The 13,949-nt window shown below is 55.5% G+C and carries 11 protein-coding genes and 1 tRNA gene; 6 read left to right on the top strand and 6 right to left on the bottom strand.

The window, feature by feature from the left end; translation table 11 throughout:
- Positions 1 to 23: 23 nt before the first annotated feature.
- Positions 24 to 1,040 (bottom strand): dipeptide epimerase, encoded by a 1,017-nt coding sequence (locus ACFE7X_RS06095; RefSeq protein ID WP_375434779.1) that lies wholly within the window; start codon positions 1,038 to 1,040, stop codon positions 24 to 26.
- A 629-nt stretch (positions 1,041 to 1,669) separates the two neighbouring features.
- Here ACFE7X_RS06095 and ACFE7X_RS06090 point away from each other — a divergent pair.
- The 3 genes from ACFE7X_RS06090 (at position 1,670) to dinB (ending at position 5,575) form a co-directional block, all read left to right on the top strand.
- Positions 1,670 to 2,728 carry a T9SS type A sorting domain-containing protein gene (locus ACFE7X_RS06090; protein ID WP_375434778.1) on the top strand — a complete coding sequence of 353 codons (1,059 nt, stop codon included), beginning with the start codon at positions 1,670 to 1,672 and terminating at the stop codon, positions 2,726 to 2,728.
- Between the two features lie 167 nt (positions 2,729 to 2,895).
- On the top strand, positions 2,896 to 4,317 hold the full coding sequence (locus ACFE7X_RS06085; protein WP_375434777.1) for a dicarboxylate/amino acid:cation symporter: 1,422 nt from the start codon (positions 2,896 to 2,898) through the stop codon (positions 4,315 to 4,317).
- A 178-nt stretch (positions 4,318 to 4,495) separates the two neighbouring features.
- Positions 4,496 to 5,575 (top strand): DNA polymerase IV, encoded by a 1,080-nt coding sequence (gene dinB, locus ACFE7X_RS06080; protein ID WP_375434776.1) that lies wholly within the window; start codon positions 4,496 to 4,498, stop codon positions 5,573 to 5,575.
- A gap of 71 nt (positions 5,576 to 5,646) precedes the next feature.
- On the opposite strand, the gene ACFE7X_RS06075 is transcribed toward dinB, so the two are convergent.
- A complete protein-coding gene (locus tag ACFE7X_RS06075; RefSeq protein ID WP_375434775.1) occupies positions 5,647 to 6,276 on the bottom strand; it encodes a sce7726 family protein in 630 nt (209 codons plus the stop codon).
- 323 nt (positions 6,277 to 6,599) lie between these two features.
- Between ACFE7X_RS06075 and ACFE7X_RS06070 the strand changes: the two genes are divergently transcribed.
- The 3 genes from ACFE7X_RS06070 to ACFE7X_RS06060 all read left to right on the top strand — a co-directional run bounded on the left by ACFE7X_RS06070 (position 6,600) and on the right by ACFE7X_RS06060 (position 10,692).
- Entirely contained in the window at positions 6,600 to 7,505 is a 906-nt protein-coding gene (locus ACFE7X_RS06070) for a T9SS type A sorting domain-containing protein (RefSeq protein ID WP_375434774.1), read from the top strand.
- Positions 7,506 to 7,714: 209 nt separating this feature from the next.
- On the top strand, positions 7,715 to 8,254 hold the full coding sequence (locus tag ACFE7X_RS06065) for a hypothetical protein (RefSeq protein WP_375434773.1): 540 nt from the start codon (positions 7,715 to 7,717) through the stop codon (positions 8,252 to 8,254).
- 101 nt (positions 8,255 to 8,355) lie between these two features.
- Complete coding sequence (locus ACFE7X_RS06060; protein WP_375434772.1) at positions 8,356 to 10,692, top strand: GAF domain-containing protein; 2,337 nt, start codon at positions 8,356 to 8,358, stop codon at positions 10,690 to 10,692.
- 93 nt (positions 10,693 to 10,785) lie between these two features.
- Here the strand turns inward: ACFE7X_RS06060 and ACFE7X_RS06055 are convergent, their stop codons facing one another.
- The 4 genes from ACFE7X_RS06055 to ACFE7X_RS06040 all read right to left on the bottom strand — a co-directional run bounded on the left by ACFE7X_RS06055 (position 10,786) and on the right by ACFE7X_RS06040 (position 13,886).
- Positions 10,786 to 11,958 carry a T9SS type A sorting domain-containing protein gene (locus ACFE7X_RS06055; RefSeq protein WP_375434771.1) on the bottom strand — a complete coding sequence of 391 codons (1,173 nt, stop codon included), beginning with the start codon at positions 11,956 to 11,958 and terminating at the stop codon, positions 10,786 to 10,788.
- 213 nt (positions 11,959 to 12,171) lie between these two features.
- Positions 12,172 to 12,846 carry a phosphatase PAP2 family protein gene (locus ACFE7X_RS06050; RefSeq protein ID WP_375434770.1) on the bottom strand — a complete coding sequence of 225 codons (675 nt, stop codon included), beginning with the start codon at positions 12,844 to 12,846 and terminating at the stop codon, positions 12,172 to 12,174.
- A gap of 139 nt (positions 12,847 to 12,985) precedes the next feature.
- Positions 12,986 to 13,067: transfer RNA gene (locus ACFE7X_RS06045), tRNA-Leu, on the bottom strand.
- Positions 13,068 to 13,202: 135 nt separating this feature from the next.
- A complete protein-coding gene (locus tag ACFE7X_RS06040) occupies positions 13,203 to 13,886 on the bottom strand; it encodes a phosphatase PAP2 family protein (protein WP_375434769.1) in 684 nt (227 codons plus the stop codon).
- Positions 13,887 to 13,949 lie beyond the last annotated feature (63 nt).

The following is a 13,949-nucleotide window of genomic DNA, read 5'->3' as shown; positions in this document are numbered from 1 at the left end:
CCCGATAAGGCAAGCAGGCAGCTCTACGCTTCCTGCCAATGCAACAACCCGGCTTCTTCGCGCACCAACCCAAACGGTTCGTTCTGAACGATAAGTAGGCCGTCTAGGTCGCAGATTTGGGTTAGAGCACTGATTTGCAGTGCTCCCCAGATCCCCAGCGAGGTTTCGACCATGCAGCCGATCATCGTTTGCAAGCCGTGGGCCTGGGTTTCGCGCAGGATGCGCAGTCCGATACGGTAGCCACCCGCTTTCATAAGCTTCATGTTTACGCCGTGAAACTGCTGCGCTATAGCTTCAAAATCGGTGGTGTCGGTTACGGATTCGTCGGCGAAGAGCGGCCAAGGCGAGCGGGCACGCAGGTACTGGTAGTCGGTGGCGTGGGTGGCCGGCAGGGGCTGCTCCAGCAGGCGCGCCTGTAGGCCCGGCAAGGAGGCTACCCGCTCCACAAAAGCAAGTACCGCATCGGCATCCTGCCAGGCTTCGTTGCCATCGATGATGAGGGGCCGGCCGGGCAGTACGCGAGTAAGCTCACGCAACAAGTCGTAACCGCTTTCTTCGTTCACTTTCACTTTCAGAATTTGAAAACGGGCCATCTGTTGCTCTCGCACGAATTCGGCCACGTCGCTGGGAGGCATGATAGGTAGCGTGAAGGCCGTGGGTACGGCACGGGCTGGTTCGGGGGCGCCTAGCCATTGCCAAACTGGCTGCCCCACCTTGGCAGCGGCCCAGTGCACAAACGCCGATTCAAGAGCAAAGCGCAAGGCATGCGCTGGTGGATACGCCGCCAGAAATTCCTGCAACTCGGTTTCTGTTTGCACTTTATCGAGGCCTGCTTGCAGCAAAGCGGTGAACTCCAGTTGAAGTGCTTCGGGGGTTTCGCCATAGCGGATGTTAGGCGCCGCTTCCCCCATCCCAACGGGTCCCCCTTTCGGGTCGTGCACCTGCACGATAAGGTTAGTTTTTGTAGTGGAAGCGTTGCGCGAAATCTTCCAGGTGAAGCGCAAAGGTAAAACGCGGGGCGTAAGGGTCCAAACAAGCATGCAGTAACAGAAAAAGCCAAAAATAGGAGGCAAGAGCCGTCTTTTCACTCAACCTTGAAACCGATTATGGTTTATTGAAACTAACTGGTTATTCACTCCTGAAATTCGGCTTGCGCTTCAAGCCCCATAACAATCATTTATTAGCGTTCGGCCAGGAAAAACATAAAGGAATTAGTATATAAACTTATTTAGTAGCAGCACTTCATCTCACACTCCCTCTGGCACTACATGTACAACCAAACTTGCGCTATCAAGAAGGTTCGATAGATCCATCTGAAATTCACTTTCATTAATCTTAATGCGGTTTTAAGTTAGTTGTTAACGTTCCTAAATAAGAGAGGTAACTACCTCGCCAGCAGGCCAGCCCAAGCCACAAAAAATCAGAGAAATATTTCACTAAAAATGTGAACAATTTATAGCCAAATATATTTCTGGTCCCGTTTAACGTGGCAAGTTCCCTCCCGCCCTCTTGCTATACGAACATGCTTACCCCGCTATTACAGTTCCTTCTATATAAGCCAGCAATTAAAAGCGCACACCACGTTTGCGGCGCTACGCTACGGGGTATTCGCGTCAAGATCAGTCTTTGTTTTGGGCTGTTATGGCTTGTTCAAATAACGCACCCGCAGTTGGTCTTTTCGCAAACTGGAATTCCGGGTTTGACGGCCGACTACTACCACGGCTATTTCTACGATACGCTTAGCTTTTTTAATACTACCACTCCGCTTGTTCGTAACCGCCCAATCGAAAATATAAATTTTGCGGAAGCCGAAACCGACAACTTCGGGGTGGGACCCGTTGCTACGTATTACCGCCCAAATCATCCCGACGAGTTCAGTGGCCTCTTTCAAGGTAAGCTGTATGTGGCTACCGCAGGCCAGTACACGTTTTATTTGGGCTCTGATGATGCAGCCTATTTTTGGCTTGATGATAACCCGCAGCCATTAGCCTTCAACGCCGGAGACAAGCTTGGCTTCCGTGAGACTTCTAAAACTTGCCCGCTAGCCGCCGGCATACACACCATCAAAATCCATTACGGAGAACATGGCGGAAGCCAAGGCTTGATGCTGCGCTACCAGGGGCCGGGCCTAGTTAAACAACTAGTGCCAAATGGCGTGCTGTACTCACCGGCCCTACCTGTGTTCACGCCGGTACTCACCACCTTTGATGTGACCCTCAAAAGCCGACAGGTAGCCTTAAACTGGGCGACCACCAGCGAGCAGAACAGCGAATTGTTCGTGATTGAGCGGTCCACGGATGGGGTCACTTTCGTGGAGTTGCTCCGCCAGCCCGGAGCCGGCACTTCCTCTGAACCACACGCGTATGAAGCCGTGGACCGAAAACCAAAAGCCGGGATGAATTTCTACCGCGTCGTGCAGTTCCGCAGCGACCGGCCTCCGGTTTATTCGCCCATTAAGGCCGTTGACCTTCAACCGATCCAATTTGTAATTGATGTTTATCCCGTACCCAACAACGGCACCTTCTTCGTGCGTGTTCAGCCGGCCGACATTGAAATTGTAAGGCTGGAAATGCTGGACATGAGCGGCCGCCGCATGTACAAGCGCGACGTGCCGCTGTATGAGGGCACCTCGCTGCGCATGCAACCCGACTTATCGACGGGGATGTATCTGATACGGCTGACGACCAACGAAGGCACCGCCCTGAAGAAAGTACCCCTGGGCGGTTAAAGCACCCCACTCACCAAGTTTTGTAAAGAGGACCGTATGGCGGTCCTCTTTGCTTTGTTGAACCTCCAGAATAAGTTGGTTTATTGCGAGCAAAGAGCAGGCAATCGATAAGGAAGCCCAAAAACCTATCTTTGCTACCTTCACCTTCCTTCCCTTTGCTGCCGCGTATGAAGTTTTCGCGACTTGTCTCCGTCGTTCTGCTACTGGCCCTGGTGGCCGTATTGCTTACCGTTCTCACCTCTTATCAGTTGATTGCGCTCGACCCCGCAGTGGCCCGGGCAGCGCGCTGGCTGTTTCTGGCTGCTTTCGTGGCCTATGGAGTTCAGCGCCGCTCCCTCACGTTCTGGATTGTGGTCAGCATGTTTGTTGGGGCCGAAATCGGAAACGACTTTCCGGCATTCGCCGTGAACCTGAAAGTGCTCAGTGACGTGTTCCTACGGCTAGTCAAGACCATTATTGCACCGCTGGTATTTGCCACGCTGGTGGTCGGCATTGCCGGCCACGCCGACTTAAAGCAGGTAGGTAAAATGGGGCTCAAGGCCCTGATCTATTTCGAGGTGATTACCACGTTTGCCCTTTTCATCGGGCTGGCGGCCATCAACCTAACCAAGGCCGGCGTCGGCATCAGCCAGGCGGGTGTTGCCGCCGAAGCCGAAAAGCTGGAGCCCGTCAAGCAAACCACTGCCGACATCATCCTGCACATCTTCCCCGAAAACATTGCCAAATCGGTGGCCGAAGGGCAGGTGTTGCAAGTGGTGGTATTCGCTATCATCTTCGCTATCGGGCTGGCTATGGTGCACCAAAACAAGCGCCGCCCGATGCTGGAAGTGATTGACAGCTTATCGGAGGTGATGTTCAAATTCACCAATGTAGTGATGTTTTTCGCTCCGATTGGGGTAGGCGGCGCCTTAGCTTACACCGTAGGCAAAATGGGTTTCGAGCCGCTCAAGAACGCTTTTTACTTGCTGCTCACGCTCTACGTGGCGCTGCTAGCATTTCTGCTGCTGGTGCTGTTGCCGGTGGCGCTGCTCATGCGCATTCCCGTTAAGCGTTTCGTGCAGGCCATTGCCGAGCCGGTGAGCATTGCCTTCGCTACCACGTCGTCGGAGGCGGCGCTGCCACGGGCTATGGAAGCTATGGAAGGCATTGGCGTTCCGCGCCGTATTGTGGCCTTTGTGATGCCAACCGGCTATTCCTTCAACCTCGATGGCACGACGCTGTACTTGTCGTTGGCAGCCGTATTTGTGGCGCAGGCCGCCGGCATCGAGTTGTCGTTTGGGCAGCAACTGGTGATGGTGTTTACGCTGATGCTTACTTCGAAAGGCGTAGCGGGCGTACCACGGGCTTCTCTGGTGATTCTGCTGGCTACGGTGGCTTCCTTCAACTTGCCATCTTGGCCGGTATTCATTATCCTCGGTATTGATGCCTTGATGGATATGGCTCGGACGGCGGTCAACGTTATTGGCAACTGCTTGGCCACGGCCGTAGTGGCCCGCTGGGAAGGCGAGTTTGTAGACAACTACGTGGCTCCCGAGCCCATTGAAGGCCTGGCCGAAGTTGATAGCAGTTTGGTGCAGCAGTCACACTAGAACGCTGCATCTGCACAGTTATCACCTACTTCGATGCCTCTGCTTTTCTAAGGTAGAGGCATTTCTTTGCGCATAAGGCTGTGTAAACTATCCGTGGTTAACGCCTGCCGCCGGAAGCAAAATCTAGGGCGCAGGTCCGGGCTGTGCGCTTTATCTTCGTGGTTTCAGTGGCAACGAAGTGGAGCAGGAACTACAGCGCAAGATTATTCATCTGGACATGGATGCCTTCTATGCCTCGGTGGAACAACGCGACCAGCCTACGTTGCGCGGACGGCCCGTAGCCGTGGGAGGCTCACGGCAGCGAGGCGTAGTGGCGGCGGCCAGCTACGAGGCGCGGCAGTTTGGCGTGCGCTCGGCAATGGCTTCGTCGGTGGCGCTGCGCAAGTGCCCGGAGTTGGTGTTCGTGAAGCCGCGCTTCGAGGTGTACAAGGAAGTGTCGCGGCAGATTCGAGCCATTTTTGCGGAGTATACGTCCCTTATCGAGCCCCTGTCGCTCGATGAAGCGTATCTCGACGTGACGCATAACCTGAAGCAGATCAACTCGGCCACACAGCTAGCCCAAGAAATCAGGGCCCGGATTCTGGCCGAAACGCAGCTAACGGCTTCGGCGGGTATTTCCTACAATAAATTCCTAGCCAAGCTAGCCTCCGACTACCGAAAACCGAACGGTCAATTTGTAATCAAGCCAACCGAAGGATTGGCGTTTGTTGAGAAACTCACGGTAGGGCAGTTTCACGGCATCGGGCCGGCCACGGTGGCCCGGTTAAATCAGTTAGGCATCTTTACGGGCTTGGATCTGCGGCAGCAAACAGAGGCTTTTCTGCGGCAGCACTTCGGTAAGGCCGGCACGCACTACTACCACATTGCCCGCGCCCAGGACCACCGCCCAGTGGTAGCCGACCGGGTGCGCAAGTCTATTGGCTCGGAAACCACCTTCGAGCACGACTTGCTCACTCACGACGAGCTACTAGCGGGGCTACAGCCCGTACTGGATGCCGTGTGGGCCGCTAGCCAGCGCACCGGTGCCGCCGGCCGCACCGTAACTCTGAAAGTGAAATATGCTGACTTCCGGCAAATAACCCGGAGCCGCACCTTTCTGGCTTCCATCCGCACCCCTGAGCTGTTAGCACAAGTTAGTTATGAGCTATTAGCGACCCTGCTGCCGCTGCCACTCGGGGTGCGTTTGTTGGGCGTGGCCCTTTCCACGCTGGAAACGGAAATAGAAACGCCCGGGCAGCAACTGATGCTACGATTCTAGCTGGTGCCGATTGGCGGAAGCATAGTTCTGGTAGTTTCAGCCCGCACAGGACGTAGTGTTCGGGCACCAACTTAGGCTGCTTTAGGGACGCGGCGCTTCTTGGTTTTCTTTTTTGGTTTGCGACGGCGGGCGCCTAAGCGTTGACGCTCGGCCTTGCGCTCGGCGCGCGCCTCTAGGCGCTGGGGCAGCCGGGCCGTCAGTTGTTCTCGCACGTACTGGGCCAGAACCGAGAGCGGAACAGAATGTGCGTTGCGTACCACGTTCAACACCTCCCGGCGACGCAGCCAGCTAACGCCCGTCAGGCCTTGGGCCATCAGAAACTGGCGTACTTCTTCCAGTAGCAGCAAGTCCGCCACGGCAGCCCGCTCGACGGTGGCATTGTAGAGCGCCGGCCGGTGCACACACAACTCGCCCGGCGACGCTACCAGTACCCCCACCCACTCGGGTAGTAGGGGCAGCAACTTAGGCAAGTGCTTTTCGGTGACGATAAAGGAAACAAAGTCGTAGGCGCCAGCATAGCAGGTTAGCTGCCGGCTTACCCGTTGGAGCGTGTCACCATCGCCTTTCACTTCGTAGCCGTGCATAAACTGCTCGGTGATGTGCACCACATCGACGCGGGTGCTGCCCGTAGGTAACTCATCGACGTACACGCCGCCGGTAAGCAGCGGATAAAGCAGGGCGCGGATTTCCGGGTCGTTCATTGCGGGGCACAAGATACAGCACGGGCGGCGTTGAAAAAGTAACGAGTTGGCACCAATTGCCTGCCTTTTCAGTCCATTGGTACTCTCAGGTCGTCCTACTGCGCTTGCCGAAGCATCTCGCGCACTGCGCTTGTGGTGGTAGACCAGTTTACCACGCTAGCAAGCTGTTTACAGGTGCGCAGAGGCCAGATCAAGCAGGACGCCCTAAAAAGCGGCAGTCCACACACGCTAGTTGGTTTGCTGGAATATATTTTCGGCCGGCACCTTAAACTCTGTCTTCATTGCTCGATCTATAAAAATGAAACAGCACAATCCTTCTTGCAATGAAAAAAAACCTATTTAACTCCCTGACGCTGGTTCTTGTGCTGCTGACCACGGCCCTGACCGCCCCCGCCCGCGGCCAGCAGCAGCAAGACAATCATCCGGTGCGCCGCGAAATGCAAGTGTACGTCGCGCAAAACGTGTTGCCGGTGGTGCGGCAACAGCGCCAGAAGCTGGAAACCCAACTCGCCACCGCCGACAAAGCGCAGCTAGCCATCTACCGCACGCAGCTCAAGGAAGTACGCCAACGTGGCCAAGCGCTTCGGCAGAGTTTCCGCAGCGCCCCGAGTAGTGCTCCCAAAACCGCTGACCCTGCCAGCCCACAGGCGCACTTTACCGAAGCGCAGCAACAGCAACTTCATCAGCTACGCGCCGAGACTCGGACCATCCTGCTGAATGTAAATCAGATGACCGAGAAGTACGCTAGCAACATTACGCAGCTGCTCCAGGAAATTCAGCCGCAGAAAGAAAAATGGGCAGCGGATATGCAGGCCATTGCGTTTAAAAATGTCACTCCCGAGCAGCAAGAGAAGCTCGGCCGATACAGAGGCCGGGTGCAGCACCGAATTGGCGCAGGCCGGTATTTGCGGCCGACCGCCTTCCTTCTGCTAGACCCCGCTGCTCCTGCCGCTACGCCAGCGGAACGTGAGGCAAGCGGCACCAGCCTTTTCCCAAACCCCGCAGCAGCCACCAACCAACTAGAGTACACCGTAACCAAGGCGGGCCCCGTAACGGTGGAATTGCTTGATAGCCGCGGCAATGCCCTACGCACCGTAGCGCAGGAAGTGAAGCAGGAGAAAGGCTCCCATACCCTCGAAGTCAACCTCGCTGAATTGCCGAAGGGCACTTACTACTACAAAATAACCACCCGCGCCGGCTCGGAAACTAAGCGGTTTGTAAAAGAATAAGCGGCCCTCTTTTACCGTTTAAAAAGCCAATCTCGTTCTGGGGTTGGTTTTTTCCGTTTGCCCCTTGCTTCTTCCACTACCTGAAACCGTCAGCCATCTAAAATGATGCTTGACACTGCCGCTGCCTTATCGAAATAGGTATTTTACGACGGCTGCCAAACCTACGCGTATAGGCATGCCCACTCGAATCCCTTCTATCTTTGCCCCCTATGCTCCGCAACCCGCTTACCTGGCTTCTGCTCTTTGTTATTTCTACCGCGCTGGCGGCTTGCTGCGGCTCCGTGGCCTGCGACTGTCGAGATGAACTAGATGATGTCCTGGTTTTTCGGTTCAACCTTGACACCACTACTTCCTCCGGTTTTCGGGCCAGCCAGCTCGACACGGTTTACATCCGGCGCGTGCCCCTCGATACAGCGCAGCGCCCTCGCACCGAGACAATAAGAGTAACCGGCGGAAGACGCCCGGTAGTGCAAACGGTAGCCATCAATAACAATCAGCCTTTCGTCCAAAGCGGCTCCCGCAAGCTCGACGAATACAATTACACCATCTATCTAGGCAAGCGCGACGTCCCCACCGACAGCTTCTTGATTACAAACGTCTTGCTGCAAGACGAGATAGTGGGCAATGGCTGCTGCTCCTGCAACTCCAACATCCGCAAAGAGCTTAGAGTTGATGCGCAACGCTTTGATTTAGCGGACCCTACCAACCGGGACTTGCCCGACACAGTTCTGCTTAATCGTAAAAGGTAACAGCTACCGAACGTCCGGTAGAAGAAGGATTTGCGTATAGAACTATGCTCCCGGTAGTGAGCCGCAATGATTTGGCTACCTTCGGTGTTGTTGCTTTACCTATGCTACCCGAACCTACAATTGCCCGCAAAACTCTCTCGGAGTTTCCTTTTAAATCGACTCTTAGTTTCGAACCGATTATTGCGTACTGGCAGGCCCACGAGGATGATCAGAATCCGGGTTTGGCCTTGCTGGCGCGTGCCATTGGGGAAAAGGTAGCCGAACAATCTTGGGCCCGAGGCCCTATCACGGACATGGCCGTGCTGGAATGCAACTGCGACCTAGTAGAAACGCTGATGCTGGCTATGTTTCCGCCGGCTTCCTTTAACTCCGATATAAGCGGGGCTATTGCGCCGTTTCAGCGGTATAGCTTCTACCACACGCCCCGCTTTGCGGAGGTGCTGCTGACGAGTTCCAAAACCATCAAGCAGCCGCTCAATATCGACAACCGAGTCCTGGAAATTCATTCCACCCGAATGGCTTACCAGTTGATTCTCGACCAAGTATACGGGGTGCAAATGCCTCAGTACGGGACTATCATTTTCACCGTACCCGACTACAGCATTGGGCTTTATCGCCATTACGGCGTTGATTTCAACACCACTTTTCTTAAAGTGCGGGTGGTAGGCGGCCCACAGCCCGAGCTTACTTCCGAGCAAATAGAGCGCCTCACTCGCAACCCTCACCGCATCGACATCTGGCAGGAGCTACTGCCCGTGGATCGGTTCGAGTTGGAGGGCTTCCACATCCTGCACCTAGTGGATGTTACCGACCAGGAAATCTTGTCGGAGCTGAAATACGACTTGCTGGAGCGCGACGTACTGCAAGCCTCCGACCGGCTCGAGCAGATTCAGGAAAAACTGCGCGTGCTGTTTGGGCGGCCGTTTTTGCAGCTCGGCATTGCGGCCTACGACGAAAAGAAGCAGGCTTTCGTGGATTTCGGCCGCAAAATCAACCACAGTTTCCTCACCAAGCAGCTCCACAGCCAGGACGCCGGCTCGGGCTTCCGGCAGATTTACCGTGAGCTGTGGCAAAACCGCCAGCCGTTGGTGCTCGAAAACGTGGAAACGGCCGACATTCCCGAAGATTTGCGCCAGCAGATTCTGAGCTTGGGCATTCGCTCGGCTATTCTGGCGCTGCTGCCCTACGGCGATGATACGGTGGGCTTGCTGGAGTTGGGCTCGCCCAATATCGGTGACCTCGACGAATTCGACGTGGAAACGGTGGCTCAGTTCGTGCCGTTGTTTGCGGTGGCCGTGAAGCGCAACGCCGAGGAAATTCATACCCGCGTGCAGGCCATTATCAAGGAGAAGTTCACGGCCATCCATCCGACTATGGAATGGCGCTTTACTAATGCGGCCCAGAACCTACTGCAAAAAGTGGAAGACGGCAACCGCAACGCCGAGATGGAAGACATTGTCTTCCATGATGTCTTTCCGCTGCACGGTTCCTCCGATATTCGCGGTAGCAGCACGGCCCGCAACGAAGCCGTGCAGGGCGACTTGATTGAGCACCTCACGCTGGCCAACAAAGTGTTGAAAAAGGCGGCCGAATTTCAGGCGCTGCCTATTCTCGACGAACTGAAATTCTATGTCAACAAAAACCTGCGTCGTTTGCGCCAGGGTATTGTGTCGGGGGATGAAGTGAGCATTTTCGAGTCGTTGAAAACCGAAGTAGAACCACTGTTCGAATACTTGGGACGGAACACGCCTGCTTTGGAGCCGGTTATCAGCCAGTATTGGTCGAACATCGACCCGGAGCTTGGCATTGTCTACAAGCGCCGCAAGGCCTTCGAGCAAAGCACCACCCTACTCAACGACACGGTGAGTGACTACCTGGACGAGGAAGAGGAAAAGGCGCAACTGATGTTCCCGCACTACTTCCAACGCTTCAAAACCGACGGCGTGGAATATAACATCTACGTGGGCGCATCCTTGGTGGAAAACAAGCCGTTTGACATGGTTTTTCTGAAAAACCTGCGGCTGTGGCAACTCCTGGTGATGATAGAGATTACGCGCCGCTCTGCTACCCTCAAGCCCCAATTGCCCGTTCCGCTCGACACCACGCAGCTCATTCTCGTCCACGGCCAATCGTTGAGTATTCGGTTCCGGCAGGATGAGCGCCAGTTTGATGTAGACGGCGCCTACAACATCCGCTACGAAATCATCAAGAAGCGCATCGATAAGGCCACCGTGCAAGGCACTGGCGAGCGGCTAACTCAGCCCGGCCACATTGCCATCGTCTACACGCAGCAGCGCGAAAGCGAAGAGTACTGCGAATACCTGGATTACTTGCAAGACCGCGGCCTGCTCGAACCCGAAGTGGAAGAGTTGGAATTGGAAGAGCTACAAGGCGTGAAAGGCCTGCTGGCTTTGCGCGTGAAGGTGAAGCTGGAATAGACACCCGGGAGTAAGGCCCTTTCCTGCTTGGTAAGCAGAAAAGGACCTTATTTTTCGCTCGCAACTCACGCTTCACAGCCAACAATGCCAGCGCTACTCGACAATCAGGCGGCGCAGGACGCGGGCTGAGCCCGCGTGCACACGTAGCGCATACATGCCTGAGGCTAAGCCGGCTAAGCTTAGCTGCTGGTGCAAGCCACCGGCGGGCAGTGCAACCGTGCGCGTGTGCACAACCCGGCCCAACGCGTCGGTGAGCGTGAGCGTGGCCTGCCTTGCACCGGGTACGGCTGGCAACTCCACAGTGGCCGTGGAGTGGGCCGGATTCGGGCTTACGCGTAGTGCATTCAGGCTAGCCGAAGAGTGGGTTGCCAGCAAATTATTACAGGAGCCTGAGCCGGTTAGCGGATTTTGAGTGGTGAAAAAAGGACTCTGGTTGAGAGTCGCTTGCTCGCTGGCGCGCAAATAAGTGGCGGGATAGGTGATGTATCCTAAGTACATCAGGTCGTTGGCGTCGCAGGAACTTTGGCCCTCGTCGCAGCCGGGAGGATGGGGCAAGCCGAAAGCGTGGCCTAGTTCGTGGCCCAGTCCGCCCACCCAGCGGCAAGGCGGGTACTGCACCGGTTCCGAATCGGTGGGGCAGTAGCGGATAGCAGGTTCACCAACTAAGCCCCGCAAATCGTTGGAACCTACCACCAGGATTCCGCCGCCCCCGCAGCCGCCGCACTGCCCGCAGCCCGATTCGGCGTCGATGTAGATGGCGTACACGTAGTTCGGGTCGTTGTAGCCACCACCCGTTGCGGCAAAGGCATCTTGGGCTGCGTTGTAGAAAAACTGGGCAAATGTGTCTCCATTGGGGTTGGTCTGGTACCAAGCTACCGAATGGGTTGTTTGGTAGGTCTCGACCACTGGCGTGTGCAGGCTGAACGTTTTGTTGTTACCGAGTTGCTGCTGATACCAGCGTTGTAGGTCACGACCGGCGTTGGCAATGGCCCCTGCGTAAATTGGGTTGATAGTTCGGTCGCTCGGAACCAGATAGATAAGCCGCACTCGGGGAGCAATTAGCAAACTCGGAGATGCACTCGGAGCGGCCAAGCCGAAAACTTGGTCAGTAGCCGGCCGAACCGGGTTTTCGGGTCGGCACGAATGCAGAATCGGGCGTATGGAGGGAGTTGAATTAGTTGGTTGGGCTTGGGTTATGTGGCCTGCCAGTAGCAGTGACAGCGCGCATGCTATGCGCAGAAACAGAGTTTGAGAAACGAGTTTCATACAAGCATAAAGAACAGGAGCATTCATGAAAGCCACCGCCACTACCATTCTGCCTTGAGCCGGCGAATGAGAGGCCGCAGCACAAGCTGATTTAGCCTGCCTATTAAATATATATAAAAACTAATATTATTTTCTGTGTATTTCTATCCCCTGCTACTTGCTCGTGCCTCCCAAGTCGTTGGTGCGCGCTAGTTCTGTTCATTGCGCATTCGCCTAGCCCATCTGCTGCTGCTCTCGCCACCATAGCCGCAAGGCGATGCGCAGCAGAATCAGCCACAGGATGCCTGCGGCAAAGCCGGCCAGCACATCGGTGGGGTAGTGCACGTGCAGATAAATGCGGGTAAAGCCAATGACCACAGCCCACAGCACCAGCAGCACAACCCAAGCCGGGTGACAACGGTGTCGCCAGAGCAACCACGCCAGGCTGCCGTAAAGGGCCATCCCAATCATGGCGTGGCCACTTGGAAAGCTAAGCCCTTGCTGAAACAAGAGCGCCGATGAAGGTCGGGTGCGGTGATAGTGTGTTTTGAGCAGTTGATTGAACAGCGAAGCGCCCAACACCGCTAGAAATACTTCCAATGCTTCGCGCTTGCGCCCCCACCAACGCAGTAAAGCAGGTCCTAATGTGCCGGCTATAATTAGGAAGGGGAACGACGCAAAGAAAGTGATGAACTTCGCAACGGAAGTAAGCCAGGGCCAGGTGGTGCGCAACTCGTCCATGTGCTGAAAACCCCAACTATCGAATTGCGCGGAGTTTGCTACGAATACCACCCGCGTCAGGTAGAAAAATAGCAGCAACGATGCTATGAATGCGCCTCCCACTAGCAGCACTTCCAAAGTCAGGAAACTAACAACGGCGAGCAGGCGGGCAGTGATAGGTTTCTTCATCACAGACAGATAACGCAGATTTCCTGCTGATTACGCAGATGCAGTTCTTGTTGGTTGGCTAGCCGCCGCCGAAAGCTGGCTCCGGAGAGGGAGGATATAAACGCAGAAAGCCGGTCCATTCCTGGACCGGCTTTCGGGGTGCGCTCGGGGAGACTCGAACTCCCACACCTTGCGGAACTGCCGCCTGAAGACAGCGCGTCTACCAATTTCGCCACAAGCGCAAAGTAGTTACCAAACCACAAATTCCCGTTCGGAATGCTATTTGGTTCTGCAAAGATAAGGGCATTTTCTAAGTGAAGGCAAATTCTTGGCTAAAAAACCAAACAAATCTTTGTATTAAAACCTGCATTCAGACCTTATTCAGGCTGTTTTCCAGTTGATTGCGCTTGAATCTTGAGCGGTTTTCTCGCCCGAATTTCTACCTGTTTCAGCAGCGGAATTGCAACTATCAGCCACACTAGTCCGGCCATCAAACCGGCCACCACATCGGTAGCATAGTGCACACGCAGATAGACCCGGGTAAGGCTGATGAGAGCCACCAGTAGCACCAGTCCCCCGATCAACGACCAGCGCCAAGTGGCCTTTCGGATGTGCGTGTAGGCAAGGTAAATCAACAAGCCATAGAAGGAGGCGGAAATCATGGCGTGCCCGCTCGGAAAGCTGAGCCCCGTTGCCGACACCAGCGGCAGCAGCGGCCGGGGCCGCTGGTAGAACTGCTTGAGCGCCAGGTTGAGCGTGATGCTGCCCAGGGCCACCACCGGCACGAGCAGGGAGTTCCAACGGTGCTTACGCACCAGCAGAAACCAGTTGATTAACAGGCAAGCGGCCACCATAATAAAGTTGCGAGAAGCCAAGAACGTAACCGCCTCCACCCACTGCTGCCGAGGCCCGAGCAACTGCCGCGTCCAGCGGAAAGCAGCGGCATCGAAAGTGGCCGGATCCTGGTCGAACACCTCCCGGCTCAGCGCCAGAAACCCCACTACTCCCGCAATGCCAAGCACCAGCGTGACAGCAAACTCGGTGAGAAAAAGGATGGACATGGCCCGCAAGCGGCGTAAATGCCTGGTCATAAGCAGCAGGATAGCGTAAGCAGGGATGCTTGA

Source organism: uncultured Hymenobacter sp. (assembly GCF_964242765.1).
Classification (GTDB): Bacteria; Bacteroidota; Bacteroidia; order Cytophagales; family Hymenobacteraceae; genus Hymenobacter.
The sequence above is the reverse complement of the archived record's forward strand: the minus strand, read 5'-3'. Positions and strand labels throughout refer to the sequence as shown.

What these genes read in the sequence shown, in the direction of transcription:
- ACFE7X_RS06065 (WP_375434773.1), top strand. Translation starts at nt 7,715, where the DNA reads ATGCTCCGCAACCCGCTTACCTGGCTTCTGCTCTTTGTTATTTCTACC.
- ACFE7X_RS06060 (WP_375434772.1), top strand. Translation starts at nt 8,356, where the DNA reads ATGCTACCCGAACCTACAATTGCCCGCAAAACTCTCTCGGAGTTTCCT.
- ACFE7X_RS06055 (WP_375434771.1), bottom strand. Translation starts at nt 11,958, where the DNA reads ATGAAACTCGTTTCTCAAACTCTGTTTCTGCGCATAGCATGCGCGCTG.
- ACFE7X_RS06050 (WP_375434770.1), bottom strand. Translation starts at nt 12,846, where the DNA reads ATGAAGAAACCTATCACTGCCCGCCTGCTCGCCGTTGTTAGTTTCCTG.
- ACFE7X_RS06040 (WP_375434769.1), bottom strand. Translation starts at nt 13,886, where the DNA reads ATGTCCATCCTTTTTCTCACCGAGTTTGCTGTCACGCTGGTGCTTGGC.
- ACFE7X_RS06095 (WP_375434779.1), bottom strand. Translation starts at nt 1,040, where the DNA reads ATGCTTGTTTGGACCCTTACGCCCCGCGTTTTACCTTTGCGCTTCACC.
- ACFE7X_RS06075 (WP_375434775.1), bottom strand. Translation starts at nt 6,276, where the DNA reads ATGAACGACCCGGAAATCCGCGCCCTGCTTTATCCGCTGCTTACCGGC.
- ACFE7X_RS06070 (WP_375434774.1), top strand. Translation starts at nt 6,600, where the DNA reads ATGAAAAAAAACCTATTTAACTCCCTGACGCTGGTTCTTGTGCTGCTG.
- ACFE7X_RS06085 (WP_375434777.1), top strand. Translation starts at nt 2,896, where the DNA reads ATGAAGTTTTCGCGACTTGTCTCCGTCGTTCTGCTACTGGCCCTGGTG.